We start from the raw sequence: 13,887 nt of genomic DNA, 5'->3' as shown, positions 1-13,887 counted from the left end.
CGCTCTGTCCGAGCTCGCCGGAACCTGACCACCCCCTCGCGAGACTTCACGAACGGGGCCCGACACGCCGTGCCGAGGCCCCGTTCGTGAAGTCTCGCGGCATGGACGGGAGATGCGCCGACCTAGGCTGACTGCATGACCCTCGCTGACGGACCTGACGCTGCGGACACCGCCCGCACCCCGGACGCTGCCGACACCACCGCGAGCGCTGCCGGCACGACCGGCACCGCGGACGCCGCCGACGCCCGGATCGCGCACACCGCGGGTGCCGCCGAGACCGCCGACGCGCCGCGGAAGAAGAGGCGCCGCGGCCGGCGGATCGCCGCGTGGGTGTTCGGGATCATCGGCGGGCTCATCCTCGCCGCGATCATCGGGATCCTCGTGTGGAGCCAGGTGGGCGTCGCCCAAGCCGAGCCCGAGCCGCTCGCGGCGGTCAAGGCGGACGACCGCATCGTCATCACCGACGATTCGGCGGGGGTCGTCCTGGAGCCGGCGTCCGGAGCGACCGGGGTCGGGCTCGTCTTCATCCCGGGCGGCAAGGTCGACGCGTGGGCGTACGCCGCCAAGCTGTCGGGGCTCGTGGCGGAGCAGGGCGTCACGGTCGTGATCACGAAGCCGTGGCTCAACCTCGCCTTCTTCGATTTCCGCCCGCTCGACTCGTTCACGGGCCTGGCGCCCGAGGTCGACACCTGGATCGTCGGCGGCCACTCCCTCGGCGGTGTGCGCTCGTGCATGCTCGCGACGCAGGCCGACGCCCTCGCGCTCTTCGGCTCGTACTGCTCGACAGACCTCTCCGCCTCCGGCCTCCCGGTGCTGAGCATCAGCGGCAGCGAAGACGGACTCTCCACGCAGGAGGACATCCAGTCGGGCAAGCCCCTGCTCCCGTCCGACGCGGAGTTCGTCGAGATCGAGGGAGCGAGCCACTCCTCGTTCGGCGACTACGGACTGCAGGCCGGCGACGGCACGCCGACGATCTCGGACGAGTCGATGACGGATCAGCTGACCGAGCTGGTCGGCGGGCTCGCAGCATCCCTCCAGTAACCCCGGGCGGCGACGTGGGTCGGCGCCCCGGTTAACGACGGCTAACATCTATGGGTCGTGCGCATCGACGCGGCACGACGGAGTGGGAGCAATGACGTGAGCCGGTACGCCATCATCGGGGCCGGGCCCTCGGGCCTGGCCGCGGCGCGTGCGCTGCAGAAGGGGGGCATCGACTTCGACGGGTACGAGGCCTCCCGTGGCGTCGGGGGCCTGTGGGACATCGAGAACCCGCGCTCGACGATGTACGAGTCGGCGCACCTCATCTCGTCGCGGACGACGACGCAGTTCGCCGAGTTCCCGATGCAGACGGATGCCGACTATCCGAGCCACCGCGTCCTGATCGAGTACTTCCGCGCGTACGCCTCGACGTACGGGCTGGCGGAACGGTTCCGCTTCCAGGCGAAGGTCACGTCGCTCGATCGCGTCGAGGACGGCTGGATGCTGCGCGCCGAGGCGCCGGACGGTCCGGTCGAGGCGCGCTACGACGGGGTCATCCTCGCCAACGGCACGCTCGCCGAGCCCAACGTGCCCGCGTTCCCGGGCGAGTTCACGGGCGAGCTCCTGCACACGAGCGCGTACAAGCGCGCGACGCAGCTCACCGGCAAGCGCGTCCTCATCATCGGCGCCGGCAACTCGGGCTGCGACATCGCCGTCGACGCCGTGCACCACGCGGCATCCGTCGACATGAGCGTGCGCCGCGGCTACTACTTCGTGCCTCGCTACCTGTTCGGGCGCCCGTCCGACACCCTCAATCAGGGCAGGCCGCTGCCCGCGCGGATCAAGCAGCTCATCGACACGCGCGTGCTCCGCGCGTTCACGGGCGACCCCGTCAGATTCGGATTCCCCAAGCCCGACTACCGGATCTACGAATCCCATCCCATCGTCAACACGCTCATCCTCAACCACCTCGGCCAGGGTGACCTCGGCGTCCGGCCCGACATCGAGCGCTTCGAGGGCTCGACGGTCCGCTTCCGCGACGGCTCGAGCGGCGTCTACGACACCGTCCTCCTCGCGACGGGCTACACGCTCGACTACCCCTTCGTCGACCGCGCCGAGCTCAACTGGACCGGCTGGTCGCCGAAGCTCTTCCTCAACGTCTTCCCCCCGTCCTTCAACGGGCTGTACGTCATGGGCATGATCGAGGCATCCGGGATCGGCTGGCAGGGCCGGTACGAGCAGGCCGCCCTCATCGCGGAGTACCTCGCCGCCCTCGAGCGGCACCCCGACCGCGCCGCCGCCTTCAGAGCCCGCGTCGCCGGCGAGCCGTGGCCCGATCTCACGGGCGGCTACCGCTACCTGGGCCTCGAGCGCATGTCGTACTACGTCAACAAGGACGCGTATCGAGGCGCCGTACGCGCCGCCGCGACGACCCTCCGGAACGGGGATGCCGCAGCCCGCGGCACGACGCCGGGTCGCAGCATCCGTCGTCCCCGCCGGAAGGAGGCCCAGGCGTGAACATCGACGACGTGGTCCTCAACTTCAACCCGGGCACGCTCGTGATCCTCAACGTCGTGCTGGCGCTCATCATGCTCGGCATCGCGCTGGACACGTCGCCCGAGGACTTCAAGGTCGTCGCGCGCAAGCCCAAGCCGTTCGTCATCGCGATCATCGCGCAGCTCGTCGTGCTGCCCGCAGTCACGTTCGCACTCACGCTGATCCTGCCCGTGACGCCGTCGATGGCGCTCGGCATGATCCTCGTGGCGTGCTGTCCGCCCGGCAACATCTCGCAGGTCCTGACGCATCGCTCGGGCGGCAACGTCGCGCTGTCCGTCTCGATGACGGCCGTGTCGAACCTCGTCTACATCGTCGTGCTGCCGCTGTCGGTCGCCTTCTGGGGATCGCTGCATCCGACGGCCCGGACGCTGCTGGAGACCGTCGAGCTCAACCCGTGGCAGATGCTCATCGACATCTTCCTCATCATCGGGCTGCCGTTCCTGCTCGGCCTCGGCATCCGCGCCCGCTTCCCCGCCTTCGCGGCGCGCGTGCAGCCCTTCGTCAAGTGGTTCTCGCTCCTCGCGCTCCTCGGCTTCATCGTCGCGGCGCTCGCGGGCAACTGGTCGTACTTCGTCGCCTTCCTCGGCGTGATCCTCGCGGTCGTCGCGATCCACGACGCCGTCGCACTGGCGATCGGCTACTCGACCGCCGTCGTCGGAGGCCTCGGCACGCGCGAGCGCAAGGCGATGACGTTCGAGGTCGGCATCCGCAACGCGGGCCTCGGCCTGGGGCTCGTCTTCACCTTCTTCGGCGGACTCGGCGGCATGGCGATCGTCGCGGGCTGGTGGGGCATCTGGGACATCATCGCGGGACTCGCCCTTGCGGCGCTGTGGGCGCGGCACACGAAGCGGCGGACGGGCTCCGCCAAGGGCGACGCGAGCCGGCACGCGGCTCCGGATGCCGCTCCCGAGGCGGCCTGATGGGCGCGCGCGTCCTCGTGACGGGCGGCGCCGGCTTCCTCGGGTCGCACGTCGCCGCGGCCCTCGCGACCCACGCCGGAGTCGAGCTCGTCGTGGCCGGCGACGTGCGCCGGCCGCAGCATCCCGTCGAGGGGGTCGTGTACGACGACTGCGACGTCACCGTCGCGGGCGGGCTCGCGCCGCTCCTCGAGCGCCACGGCATCGACGTCGTCGTGCACCTCGCGGCGATCGTGAGCCCCGGCCGCGACCATGACCTGGAGTACCGCGTCGACGTCGACGGCTCGCGCAACGTGGTCGAGGCCTGCGTCGCGGCCGGTGTCCGCCGCATCGTCGTGTCGTCTTCGGGTGCAGCGTACGGCTATCACGCCGACAGCCCCGAGTGGCTGCGCGAGAGCGACCCCGTGCGCGGAAACGACGAGTTCCCGTACTCGAGGCACAAGAGGCTCGTCGAGGAGCTGCTGGCCTCGTACCGCGCCTCGCATCCGGCCCTCGAGCAGGTCGTGTTACGCATCGGCACGATCCTCGGCCCGACGGTGCGCAACCAGATCACGGCGCTGTGGGACGGCCGCCGCATCCTCGCGATCCGCGGCTCGGAGTCGCCCTTCGTGTTCGTGTGGGTCGACGACGTCGCCGCCGCGATGGCGCGCGCCGCGACCGACGGCCCGGCCGGCATATTCAACGTCGCCGGCGACGGCAGGCTCACGGTCCACGAGCTCGCGCGGCGCCTGGGCAAGCCCGTCCTCACGGTCCCGGCCGGGCTCCTCGCCTTCGCGCTGCGCGTCGGACGGATGCTGCGACTCACCGTCCACGGGCCCGAGCAGGTCGGGTTCCTCCGCTACCGCCCCGTGCTCGCCAACGAAGCCCTCAAGCGCGCCTTCGGGTTCACGCCCGCCAAGACGAGCGCCCAGGCCTTCGAGGCGTACCTCGAGACCCACCCCGGCGTCGCGCGGCGCTGACCCCGGCCTCACCCGGCGCCTCTGACCCCTGGCCCGCCGTTACCCTCGCCGCGCGTTCAGAACTCCGGAAGATGGGGCGCATCGGCGCGCCAAACCGGAATCGCACCCGATCACCGGACAGACTTCCGGAGTTGCGAACCGATCCGCCCGAAGCAACGGTTCATCGGCTCCTCCCCAGAGCCGGTCGATCCCCCGGATCCCCCTGCAACGCCGTATGACCCGCCGCGCGCTCCTCTGCGGACGCATGGTGGCGGGATGTATCGTCCCTCGCGCCCACCTGCGGCGCTGCACCCGCAAGTCCCGACCGAACTCATGAGCCGGGGGGCGCTGATGGCACAGGGTGCGACGGCGCGCGACATCACGGTAGCCGTTCGCGACGGCAGGCTGCTCCGCCCGCGCCGGGGCCGCTACCTTCCTGCTCAGACCCACGCCGACGTGCAACGCGCAGCGACCCAGGGTGGTCGACTGGATTGCGTCTCGATGCTGAGGCTGTTCGGCGTCTTCGTGCTGGAATCTTCGGCGACGCACGTTCAGGTCGACCAGCACGCGACCCGGCTCCCGCAGCCCGGCGCGGGGATCGTCCGTCACTGGAGAGTCTCGGCGGCTGCTCGCGATGCACTGCTGACGCCCGTAGTCGAAGCTCTCGTCCAGGCCGTTCGATGTCAGCAGCCGCGGGCGGCCATCGCCACGCTTGACAGCGCGTGGCACATCGGCGTGATCGACCAGCACGGGATCGCGCAGGTGTTCGCCGCACTCCCTCGACGGTTCCGGCGCCTTCGGCCGCTTCTGGACCCTCGCGCCGAGTCGGGCACAGAGACCCTTGCCCGCCTCATGCTGCGTTCCCTCGGCGTCCGGCCCGAACTCCAGGTCGAGATCGACAGGGTCGGACGCGTCGACCTCGTGGTCGACGGCTGGCTGATCATCGAGTGCGACAGCGAAGCCCACCACGCCGATTGGAAGCAACTGAAGGCCGACCGTCGACGCGACGCGATGGCCGCCGCGCAGGGCTACACGACCGTTCGACTGCTCGCCGAGGACATCCTGTATCACCCGGACTGGGTTCTCGGCGTCCTCAAGGACATCCTGAACCACGACTCGAGGCCGCGCGGCGTTCACAACTCCGGATCGATGCGACGCCAACCTGCCTCGGAGCTCGCTGTACGGCGATCTCGGTCGGGTCTTCCGGAGTTGTGAACCGCGACAGCGCTCCGGCCGTCAGCCCTCGAAGCCCTCGCTGATGATGTCGATCAGCTCCTCGCGCTCCTCGACCGGCAGGAACGAGCCCGCGGCGGCGTTGAGCTGGAACGTCTCGAGGTCGTCGAGGTCGTAGTCGAACGTCTCGGCCAGGAGGGCGAGCTCGCGCGTGAGCGACGTGCGGCTCATCGTGCGGTTGTCGACGTTGACGGTGACGCAGAATCCGAGCTGGTAGAGCAGGTCGAAGGGGTGGTCCTCCATCGTCGTGCCCCAGCGCTCGATGGCTCCGGTCTGCAGGTTCGAGGAGGGCGACAGCTCGAGCGGGATCTCGCGGTCGCGCACCCAGCGGCCGAGGTCGCCGAAGGTCACGAGGACCTCCTCGCCCTCGCGCGAGACGATCTCGAGGTCCTCGGCGATCCGCACGCCGTGCCCGAGGCGCAGCGCACGCCCGTCGAGGAGTGCGGACCGGATCGAGTCGAGCCCCGCCGCCTCGCCGGCGTGCACCGTGACGGGGAAGAACTCCGATGCGAGGTAGTCGAACGCGGCGCGGTGGTTCGAGGCCGGGAAGCCGTCCTCGGGCCCCGCGATGTCGAACCCGACGGCTCCGCGACTCCGGAAGTCGACGGCGAGCCGGGCGATCTCGAGCGACCGGTCGGTGTGCCGCATCGCGGTGATGAGCTGGCCCACGCGCATGTCGCGGCCCGCGCGGTCCGCGGCATCCTCACCCTCCTCGATGCCCTCCTGGACGGCCTCGACCGCCTCCTCCAGCGAGAGCCCGCGCGCGAGGTGCTGCTCGGGCGCCCAGCGGACCTCGCCGTACACGACGCCGTCTGCGGCGAGGTCCTCGACGAACTCGCGCGCGACACGGCGCAGGCCGTCGGCGGTCTGCATGACGGCCGTCGTCAGGTCGAAGGTCTTGAGATACTCGACGAGCGATCCGGAGTCGCTCTTCTCGGCGAACCAGTCCGCGAGGTCGTCGGCGTCGTCCGAGGGGACGTCGAGCCCGATCTGGTCCGCGAGCTCGATGATCGTCGCGGGCCGGACTCCCCCGTCGAGGTGGTCGTGCAGCGACACCTTCGGCAGGCTCCGGATCGAGACGCCCTGAAGGACGGCGTCACCGTGCTGGTCGATGGGCATGTGTGTCTCCTCGGTGGTCGGGAAGGGATCGGATGCTGTCGGTGCGGGCGGAGCGTCGGCTCACGCGGTGATGCGCTCGAGCACGAGCGGCCGGGCTTCGGGCTTGTCGGCGCCGATCTCCCAGGCGCCGTCGAGAGCAGCGAGAGCGCGTTCGAACCGCGTGGAATCCTGCCCGAGCAAGGTGAACAGCGGCTGTCCGGCCGAGATCTCGTCGCCCGGCTTGACGTGCAGGTCGATGCCGGCGGCGTGCAGGACGGGGTCCTCCGCACGGGCGCGGCCGGCGCCCAGTCGCCACGCGGCGATGCCGAACGGCAGTGCCTCCATGCGCGTCACGAACCCGTCGGCGTCGGCTGTCACGGTGTGGGTCTCGTTCGGAGCGGGGAGCGCGGCATCCGGATCCCCGCCCTGCGCGCGGATCATGGCACGCCACGAGTCCATCGCGCGACCGTCCTTCAGCGCGGCCTCGACGTCGGCGTCGGGCTGCCCCGCGAGGCTCAGCATCTCGCGCGCGAGTGCGACGGTGAGTTCGATGACGTCGGCGGGACCGCCGCCCTCCAGCACCTCGACGGACTCGCGAACCTCGTTGGCGTTGCCGATGGCGAGCCCGAGCGGCGTGTTCATGTCGGTCAGCAGCGCGGTCGTCGCGACGCCCGAGTCCGTGCCGAGGGCGACCATCGTGCGGGCGAGCTCGCGCGCGCGGTCGACGTCGCGCATGAAGGCGCCGGAGCCGAACTTGACGTCGAGGACGAGCGCACCCGTCCCCTCGGCGATCTTCTTCGACATGATGCTCGACGCGATGAGCGGGATCGCCTCGACCGTGCCCGTGACGTCGCGCAGCGCATAGAGGCGCTTGTCGGCGGGCGCGAGGCCCGAGCCCGCGGCGCAGATGACGGCGCCGATGTCGCGCAGCTGCGCGAAGAGCTCGTCGTTCGACAGGGCGGCGCGCCAGCCCGGGATCGACTCGAGCTTGTCGAGCGTCCCTCCCGTGTGGCCGAGGCCTCGGCCGGAGAGCTGCGGCACGGCGACCCCGAAGGAGGCGACGAGAGGGGCGAGCGGCAGCGTGATCTTGTCGCCGACGCCCCCGGTCGAGTGCTTGTCGACGGTCGGCTTGTCGAGCCCTTCGAAGCTCATGCGCTCCCCCGACGCGATCATCGCGTCGGTCATGACGCGGATCTCGTCGCGCTGCATCCCGTTGAGGAGGACCGCCATCGCGAAGGCCGCCATCTGCGAGTCCTGGACGTACTCGCGCGTGTAGGCGTCGATCATCCAGCGGAGGGCGTCCTCGGGGACCGCATGTCCGTCGCGCTTGAGCCGGATGACGTCGACCGCGTCGAACGCTTCGACTCGCCGCCGCTCGCTCAACGCAGGCGCTTCGACGCCGGACCCTGCCTGATCGTCGGTCATCGCGAGGCCTCTTCGAGGTCGCGGGGCCCGAACGCGTCGGGCAGCACCTCGTCGATCGTCCGGATGCCGGACACGGTCTCCAGCAGCATCCCGGGGAGTGCGTGTTCGTAGAGCAGCTGGCGGCAGCGCCCGCACGGCATGATCGTCTCGCCGTCGTTGTTGACGCACACGAACGCGACGAGCCGGCCTCCGCCGGACATGTGCAGCTCTGACACGAGCCCGCACTCGGCGCAGAGCGTCACGCCGTACGAGGCGTTCTCGACGTTGCAGCCCTGGATGATGCGCCCGTCCGACACGAGTGCCGCGGCCCCCACGCGGTAGCGCGAGTACGGCGCGTAGGCCCGCTGCATGGCCTCCGTCGCGGCTGCCCGCAGTTCGTCCCAGTCGATGTCGGTCACGCGACTCACCCCTTGATGTACGGCTTGCCGTCCGCCGCGGGAGCTCTCGACTTCCCGACGACGCCCGCCACGACGAAGATCGTCACGAGGTAGGGCAGCATGAGCATGAACTCGCTCGGCACGGGCGACCCGATGATGTTGAGCGTGTTCTGCAGACTCGACGCGAACCCGAACAGCAGCGCCGCGAGGGTCGCCTTGATCGGATCCCACTGGCCGAAGATGACGGCCGCGAGCGCGATGAAGCCGGCACCCGCCGTCATCTCCTTGTTGAACGCGATGCCGTTGCCGATCGTGAAGACGGTGCCGCCGATGCCGGCGATCGCGCCGGCCAGGAGCACGTTCCAGAATCGGGTCGCGTTGACCTTGATGCCGACGGTGTCCGCAGCCTGAGGGTGCTCGCCGACGGCGCGCAGCCGCAGCCCCCACCGCGTGTGGAACATCCCGACGTAGACCAGCGCCACTGCGATGTAGGCGAGGTACACGATGATCGTCTGCCGGAAGAAGACCGGACCGATGACGGGGATCTCGCTCAGGAACGGGATCGGGATGCGCGGGAACCTCGGCGGCGCGTTGAGCTGCGCGGCGTTGGGCTGCAGCACCTGCGTGAAGAAGAAGCTGGTGAGGCCCGTCACGAGCACGTTGAGGACGACGCCGACGATCACCTGGTCCACCAGGTACTTGATGGCGAACGCCGCGAGCACCGCCGCCACGAGGACCCCCGCGAACGCGGCGGCCAGGAGGCCGAGGATGGGCTGGCCCGTGATCGTCGCGACGATCGCGGCGGTGAAGGCACCGGCGAGCAGCTGACCTTCGATCGCGATGTTGACGACGCCCGCTCGTTCACCGATGACGCCGCCGAGGGCGCCGTAGATGAGGGGGATGGCGAGCCCCAGCGATCCGGCGAGCAGGCCTGAGACGGGGATCGTGGCTCCGGCGGCGGCCCAGGTCAGGAAGCCGAAGACGCCGATCAGGATGTACACGATCGGGATCCACAGAGGCGTCCGGCCACCCGCCCGCACGAAGTACGCCGCAGCGATCGTCAAGAGGACGAGCAGGACGAAGCAGATCCACGCCGTCGTCATGACCGGAACGACGAGGTCGGGGAGCTGGATCGCGTCGGCGTCGGTCGACAGGCGGAACGTCGTCGAGCCTTCGCGTGGCGCGAAAAGCAGGAGCAGTGCGTAGAGCACTGAGAAGATGAGGAGGGCGACGGGCGCCTTCCAGCTGCGGATGACGGTCCTCTCGGTCGCCTCCGGCGGCATCAGGCCCTCGACCGAGATTCGTGGCGTGGTCACTTCGCCACCCCCTCGAGCTCGGCATCGGCCTTGACCTCGGCCTTGAGGGCCTTGCGGCGCGCCTTCTCCGCCCTGCGCCGGTCGCGCTCCGGAGACGGCAGGAAGAAGATCGCCCGCACGAGCGGCGGAGCGGCGATGAAGAGGACGATGAGCGCCTGCACGACCGTCACGATCTCGATCGGGATCTGCTCCGACGCCTGCATGGCGAAGCCGCCCGCCTTGAACGCGCCGAACAGGATGCCGGCTGCGAACGTGCCCCAGGCCGTGGACCGGCCCAGGAGCGCGACCGTGATCGCGTCGAACCCGATGCCGGCATCGATGTCGGCCCCGAAACCGGTGGTGACCGTGCCGAGCACCTGGTGGACGCCCGCGAGACCGACGAGGGCGCCGGAGATCAGCATCCCGTACAGATACATCCTCTTGACGTTGATGCCCGCGACACGCGCGGCGTTCGGATTCACTCCGACGGCGCGGAATTTGAACCCGAGGCTCGAGCGGTTGAGGATCCACGCCACCAGGAACGTCGCCGCGATCGAGAGGATGAATCCGAAGTGCAGGTTGTACTGAGGACCGAACAGCTCGGGGAAGACCGCCGTATCCTTCATGGGCGGCGTCTTGGGGGTGTTGGTCCCCGGCGCCTGGAGCAGACCTTCCGTGCGCAGCATCCAGGCCACCAGGTAGTAGGCGATGTAGTTGAGCATGATGGTCACGATGACCTCGTGCGCGCCGGTCTGGGCCTTGAGGAAGCCCGCGATTCCCGCCCACAGGGAACCGGCGATGAGGCCTGCGATCAGCGCGACGATCATGTGCAGCGGGAAGGGCATGTCGAAGGCGAAGCCGACGTAGCCGGCGGCGGCAGCCGCGAGCAGCATCTGGCCGCGGCCGCCGATGTTGAACATGCCGATGCGGAACGCGAGCGCGACGCCGAGACCGGCCGCGATGAGCGGGGTGGCGAACGTGAGCGTCTCGGTCAGCGGTCGGATCGCGCGCGCGAACGTCGGCGCGCCGAAGTTGTAGATGGCTCCCTGGAAGAGAGCGCTGTACGCCCCCCAAACGGCATCCCAGGCGGCGGCGAACGTGTCGCCCGGGCGCGCGAAGAAATACTTCGCGGCGGCCTGGACCTGCTCGTCGGTGACGGCGATGAGGATGCCGCCGCCGACGAACGCGAGGAGCACGGCGAGCACCGAGATGATGGCATTGCCCTGCGTGATCTTGATGAAAGTCTGATGCCACCTGGACGGCGGTGGAGCCTCGGTCGGCTCGGATGGCGTGGTCACGCGGCGGCCCCTTCCCCAGCGGGGGTCTCGCCCGCCATCATCAGTCCGAGCACTTCGCGGGGGGTGTCTCCCGGAACGATCCCCACGATCTTGCCGCGATACATCACCATGATCCGGTCGGCGAGCGCTGCGACCTCGTCGAGCTCGGTGGAGACGACGATCACCGGCACCCCCTCGTCGCGCGTCGCGACGATGCGCTTGTGGATGAACTCGATGGAGCCGACGTCGACGCCGCGCGTCGGCTGTGCCGCGACGAGCAGCGAAAGGTCGCGGCTCAGTTCGCGTGCCAGCACCACCTTCTGCTGATTGCCGCCGGACAGCGCGCCGACGGGGGTTTCGATGCCCTGGGCGCGGACGTCGAACTGGCGGAACTTCTCCTTCGCGAAATCGGCGAGCGTGCGCCGCTGCAGGGTCCACGACTTGACGAATGGCGCTCCGCTCGAACGATCCAGCATGAGATTCTCGGCGATCGTGAACGTGCCGACCAGCCCGTCCTCATTGCGGTCCTCCGGCACGAAGCCCACGCCTTCATCGAGGATGTGCCGCACGCTCTTGCCGACGAGCTCTTCGCCGTCCAGGGTGATGGACCCGCGGACCCGGTCCTGCAGGCCGATGAGGGCCTCCGTGAGCTCCGTCTGGCCGTTGCCCTGAACCCCCGCGACGGCGAGGATCTCTCCGCCCCGCACGTCGAAGCTGACGTCGTTGACGACGAGCTGGCCCAGCGGGTCGATGACGCTGAGTCCCTCGACGACGAGGCCGCGCTCGTTGAGCTGGGGTGCGGCCTTCTGCACCGTGAGCTCGACCGCTCGACCGACCATCATCGACGCGAGTTCGGCGTTCGAAGCGGTCGGGGACGCCTCCCCCACGACCTTTCCGAGTCGGATGACCGTGATGCGGTCGGCGACCTCGCGGACCTCGCGGAGCTTGTGGGTGATGAAGACGATGGATGCCCCGGACGCCTTGAGCTGGCGCATGATCTCCATCAGCTCGTCGGTCTCCTGCGGCGTGAGGACGGCCGTCGGCTCGTCGAAGACGAGGACCTTCGCGTCGCGCGACAGCGCCTTGATGATCTCGACGCGCTGCTGCACGCCGACCGGCAGGTCCTCCACGATCGCATCGGGATCGAGGTGGAAGCCGAAGCGCTGCGAGATCTCGCGCACACGCTCGCGCGCCGCGCTCACATCGAGCAGCCCGGCGGCCCGGGTCGACTCGTGCCCGAGCATCACGTTCTCGGCGACCGTGAAGACGGGGATCAGCATGAAGTGCTGGTGGACCATGCCGATCCCTGCGCGCATGGCGTCGCCGGGGCCCTTGAAGTCCTGCACGTGATCGTCGAGGAGGATGACGCCCTCATCGGCGGTGTACAGGCCGTAGAGGACATTCATGAGGGTCGATTTGCCCGCGCCGTTCTCTCCGAGAAGGCAGTGGATCTCGCCCGGTTCGACCACGAGGTCGATGTGGTCGTTGGCGACGAGGGGGCCGAACCGCTTCGTGATGCCGCGGAGCTCCAGCTTCATGGTGCCGATCCTAGTGAGCGGGGTGCCCCGGCGCACCGGAGGCGTGAAGGGCGACGCGGTCCGCGCGTCGCCGGGGAAACGAACGGGGAGGCCGGGACGAACCCGACCTCCCCGCCGTGATGCGGATCAGCCCGCGAGGTACGACTCGACCGTGATGGAGCCGTCGATGATGCCGGCCCTGATCTCGTCGAGTTCCGCCTGGAGGTCCGGCGAGACCTTGTCCTCGAAGTCGTGGAACGGAGCGATGCCCACCCCGTCGTTCTCGAGCGTGCCGATGAACGGCGTGACGTCGAACTCGCCGACGCCGGCCTTCAGGACCGCCTCCTCGACGCCCACGTCGACGGCCTTCAGGACCGAGGTGAGCAGCAGGTCACCGACGGTCGGGTCGGTCTCGAACACGTCGGCGTCCACGCCGAGCAGCGCGATGTCCTTGCCCGAGTCGCGGATGACGGACGCCGCGCTCTGGTAGATCTCGCCGCCGACCGGCAGGATCACGTCGGCACCCTGGTCGACGAGGCCCTGTGCCGCGTTGATCGCTTCCTGACCCGCGACGAACGAGCCCGTGAAGAGGCCGTCCTCCTTCTCGCGGTCCCAGCCGAGCACGGTGACGTTGTCGCCCTTCTGCTCGTTCCAGTACTCCACGCCCTGGGCGAAGCCGTCCATGAAGATCGAGACCGTGCTGAAGTTGCCGCCGCCGAACGTGCCGACGATCTTCGACGTGCTGTACGACGCCGACGCGTACCCGGCCATGAACGCGGCCTGGGCCGTGTCGAAGATGACGGGCTTGATGTTGGGGGAGTCCGTGTCTCCGTCGAAGTCCTCGTCGACGATGGTGTCGACGGTGACGAACTGGATGTCGGGGTTGGCCGCTGCGGCCTCGCCTGCCGCTGCGCCGAGGTCGAAGCCGGTCGTGACGACGAGCGTGCAGTTCTGGTCGATCAGGCTCTGGATGTTGGGGGCGAAGTCGGACGAGGACGTGGAGCGCACGTCGAGGAAGTCGACCCCGAGTTCGTCAGCCGCACGCTCCAGGCCCTCGTACGAGAGCTGGTTGAACGACTTGTCCTGGAAGCCGCCCGGGCTCGCGCCGGAGACGACGCACGGAAGGAAGCCCTCGACGACCTCGCTGCCGGCGTCTGCCGTCTCATCTGTCTCCTCGGGCGGGGCCGAGGCACAGCCTGCAAGAGCGACGAACAGGCCCACGGCGACGAGTCCGCCGAGCGCGCGCTTTCGGGTGGAAATGGTCAAGTCTGCCTC

12 protein-coding genes are annotated in these 13,887 nt (G+C 69.5%); 5 read left to right on the top strand and 7 right to left on the bottom strand.

What is annotated here, in order from left to right:
* Window positions 1-135 precede the first annotated feature (135 nt).
* From ABZ477_RS11670 to ABZ477_RS11650, 5 genes are all read left to right on the top strand, one after another.
* Entirely contained in the window at window positions 136-1,041 is a 906-nt protein-coding gene (locus tag ABZ477_RS11670; protein WP_360132699.1) for an alpha/beta hydrolase, read from the top strand.
* Between the two features lie 96 nt (window positions 1,042-1,137).
* Entirely contained in the window at window positions 1,138-2,496 is a 1,359-nt protein-coding gene (locus tag ABZ477_RS11665; RefSeq protein ID WP_360132696.1) for an NAD(P)/FAD-dependent oxidoreductase, read from the top strand.
* Window positions 2,493-3,455 carry a bile acid:sodium symporter family protein gene (locus tag ABZ477_RS11660; RefSeq protein WP_360132693.1) on the top strand — a complete coding sequence of 321 codons (963 nt, stop codon included), beginning with the start codon at window positions 2,493-2,495 and terminating at the stop codon, window positions 3,453-3,455. Before ABZ477_RS11665 ends, ABZ477_RS11660 begins: the two co-directional genes overlap by 4 nt.
* On the top strand, window positions 3,455-4,411 hold the full coding sequence (locus tag ABZ477_RS11655; protein ID WP_360132690.1) for an SDR family oxidoreductase: 957 nt from the start codon (window positions 3,455-3,457) through the stop codon (window positions 4,409-4,411). The genes ABZ477_RS11660 and ABZ477_RS11655 overlap by 1 nt, the downstream gene beginning before the upstream one ends.
* A 330-nt stretch (window positions 4,412-4,741) precedes the next feature.
* Complete coding sequence (locus tag ABZ477_RS11650; protein WP_360132687.1) at window positions 4,742-5,605, top strand: DUF559 domain-containing protein; 864 nt, start codon at window positions 4,742-4,744, stop codon at window positions 5,603-5,605.
* Window positions 5,606-5,626: 21 nt separating this feature from the next.
* On the opposite strand, the gene ABZ477_RS11645 is transcribed toward ABZ477_RS11650, so the two are convergent.
* The 7 genes from ABZ477_RS11645 to ABZ477_RS11615 form a co-directional block, all read right to left on the bottom strand.
* Window positions 5,627-6,742, bottom strand: coding sequence for an adenosine deaminase (locus ABZ477_RS11645; protein WP_360132684.1), 1,116 nt, complete (start codon window positions 6,740-6,742; stop codon window positions 5,627-5,629).
* A gap of 60 nt (window positions 6,743-6,802) precedes the next feature.
* A complete protein-coding gene (locus ABZ477_RS11640; protein WP_360132681.1) occupies window positions 6,803-8,146 on the bottom strand; it encodes a thymidine phosphorylase in 1,344 nt (447 codons plus the stop codon).
* Window positions 8,143-8,544, bottom strand: coding sequence for a cytidine deaminase (locus ABZ477_RS11635; protein WP_360132678.1), 402 nt, complete (start codon window positions 8,542-8,544; stop codon window positions 8,143-8,145). The genes ABZ477_RS11640 and ABZ477_RS11635 overlap by 4 nt, the downstream gene beginning before the upstream one ends.
* A gap of 5 nt (window positions 8,545-8,549) precedes the next feature.
* A complete protein-coding gene (locus ABZ477_RS11630) occupies window positions 8,550-9,806 on the bottom strand; it encodes an ABC transporter permease (RefSeq protein WP_360132720.1) in 1,257 nt (418 codons plus the stop codon).
* Between the two features lie 29 nt (window positions 9,807-9,835).
* Entirely contained in the window at window positions 9,836-11,056 is a 1,221-nt protein-coding gene (locus ABZ477_RS11625) for an ABC transporter permease (RefSeq protein WP_360132717.1), read from the bottom strand.
* Window positions 11,057-11,112: 56 nt separating this feature from the next.
* A complete protein-coding gene (locus ABZ477_RS11620; RefSeq protein WP_360132675.1) occupies window positions 11,113-12,633 on the bottom strand; it encodes an ABC transporter ATP-binding protein in 1,521 nt (506 codons plus the stop codon).
* A 126-nt stretch (window positions 12,634-12,759) separates the two neighbouring features.
* The gene (locus ABZ477_RS11615) at window positions 12,760-13,878 is read right to left on the bottom strand and encodes a BMP family ABC transporter substrate-binding protein (RefSeq protein ID WP_360132672.1); all 1,119 of its coding nucleotides are present in this window, start codon (window positions 13,876-13,878) and stop codon (window positions 12,760-12,762) included.
* Between the last annotated feature and the right edge of the window lie 9 nt (window positions 13,879-13,887).

This window comes from Microbacterium sp. NPDC019599 (assembly GCF_040632175.1).
Lineage (GTDB): Bacteria > Actinomycetota > Actinomycetes > Actinomycetales > Microbacteriaceae > Microbacterium.
Note: the sequence above shows the minus strand (reverse complement) of the source record. Positions and strands in the feature narration are given on the sequence as shown.

What these genes read in the sequence shown, in the direction of transcription:
- ABZ477_RS11640 (WP_360132681.1), bottom strand. Translation starts at nt 8,146, where the DNA reads ATGACCGACGATCAGGCAGGGTCCGGCGTCGAAGCGCCTGCGTTGAGC.
- ABZ477_RS11650 (WP_360132687.1), top strand. Translation starts at nt 4,742, where the DNA reads ATGGCACAGGGTGCGACGGCGCGCGACATCACGGTAGCCGTTCGCGAC.
- ABZ477_RS11630 (WP_360132720.1), bottom strand. Translation starts at nt 9,806, where the DNA reads ATGCCGCCGGAGGCGACCGAGAGGACCGTCATCCGCAGCTGGAAGGCG.
- ABZ477_RS11645 (WP_360132684.1), bottom strand. Translation starts at nt 6,742, where the DNA reads ATGCCCATCGACCAGCACGGTGACGCCGTCCTTCAGGGCGTCTCGATC.
- ABZ477_RS11670 (WP_360132699.1), top strand. Translation starts at nt 136, where the DNA reads ATGACCCTCGCTGACGGACCTGACGCTGCGGACACCGCCCGCACCCCG.
- ABZ477_RS11655 (WP_360132690.1), top strand. Translation starts at nt 3,455, where the DNA reads ATGGGCGCGCGCGTCCTCGTGACGGGCGGCGCCGGCTTCCTCGGGTCG.
- ABZ477_RS11620 (WP_360132675.1), bottom strand. Translation starts at nt 12,633, where the DNA reads ATGAAGCTGGAGCTCCGCGGCATCACGAAGCGGTTCGGCCCCCTCGTC.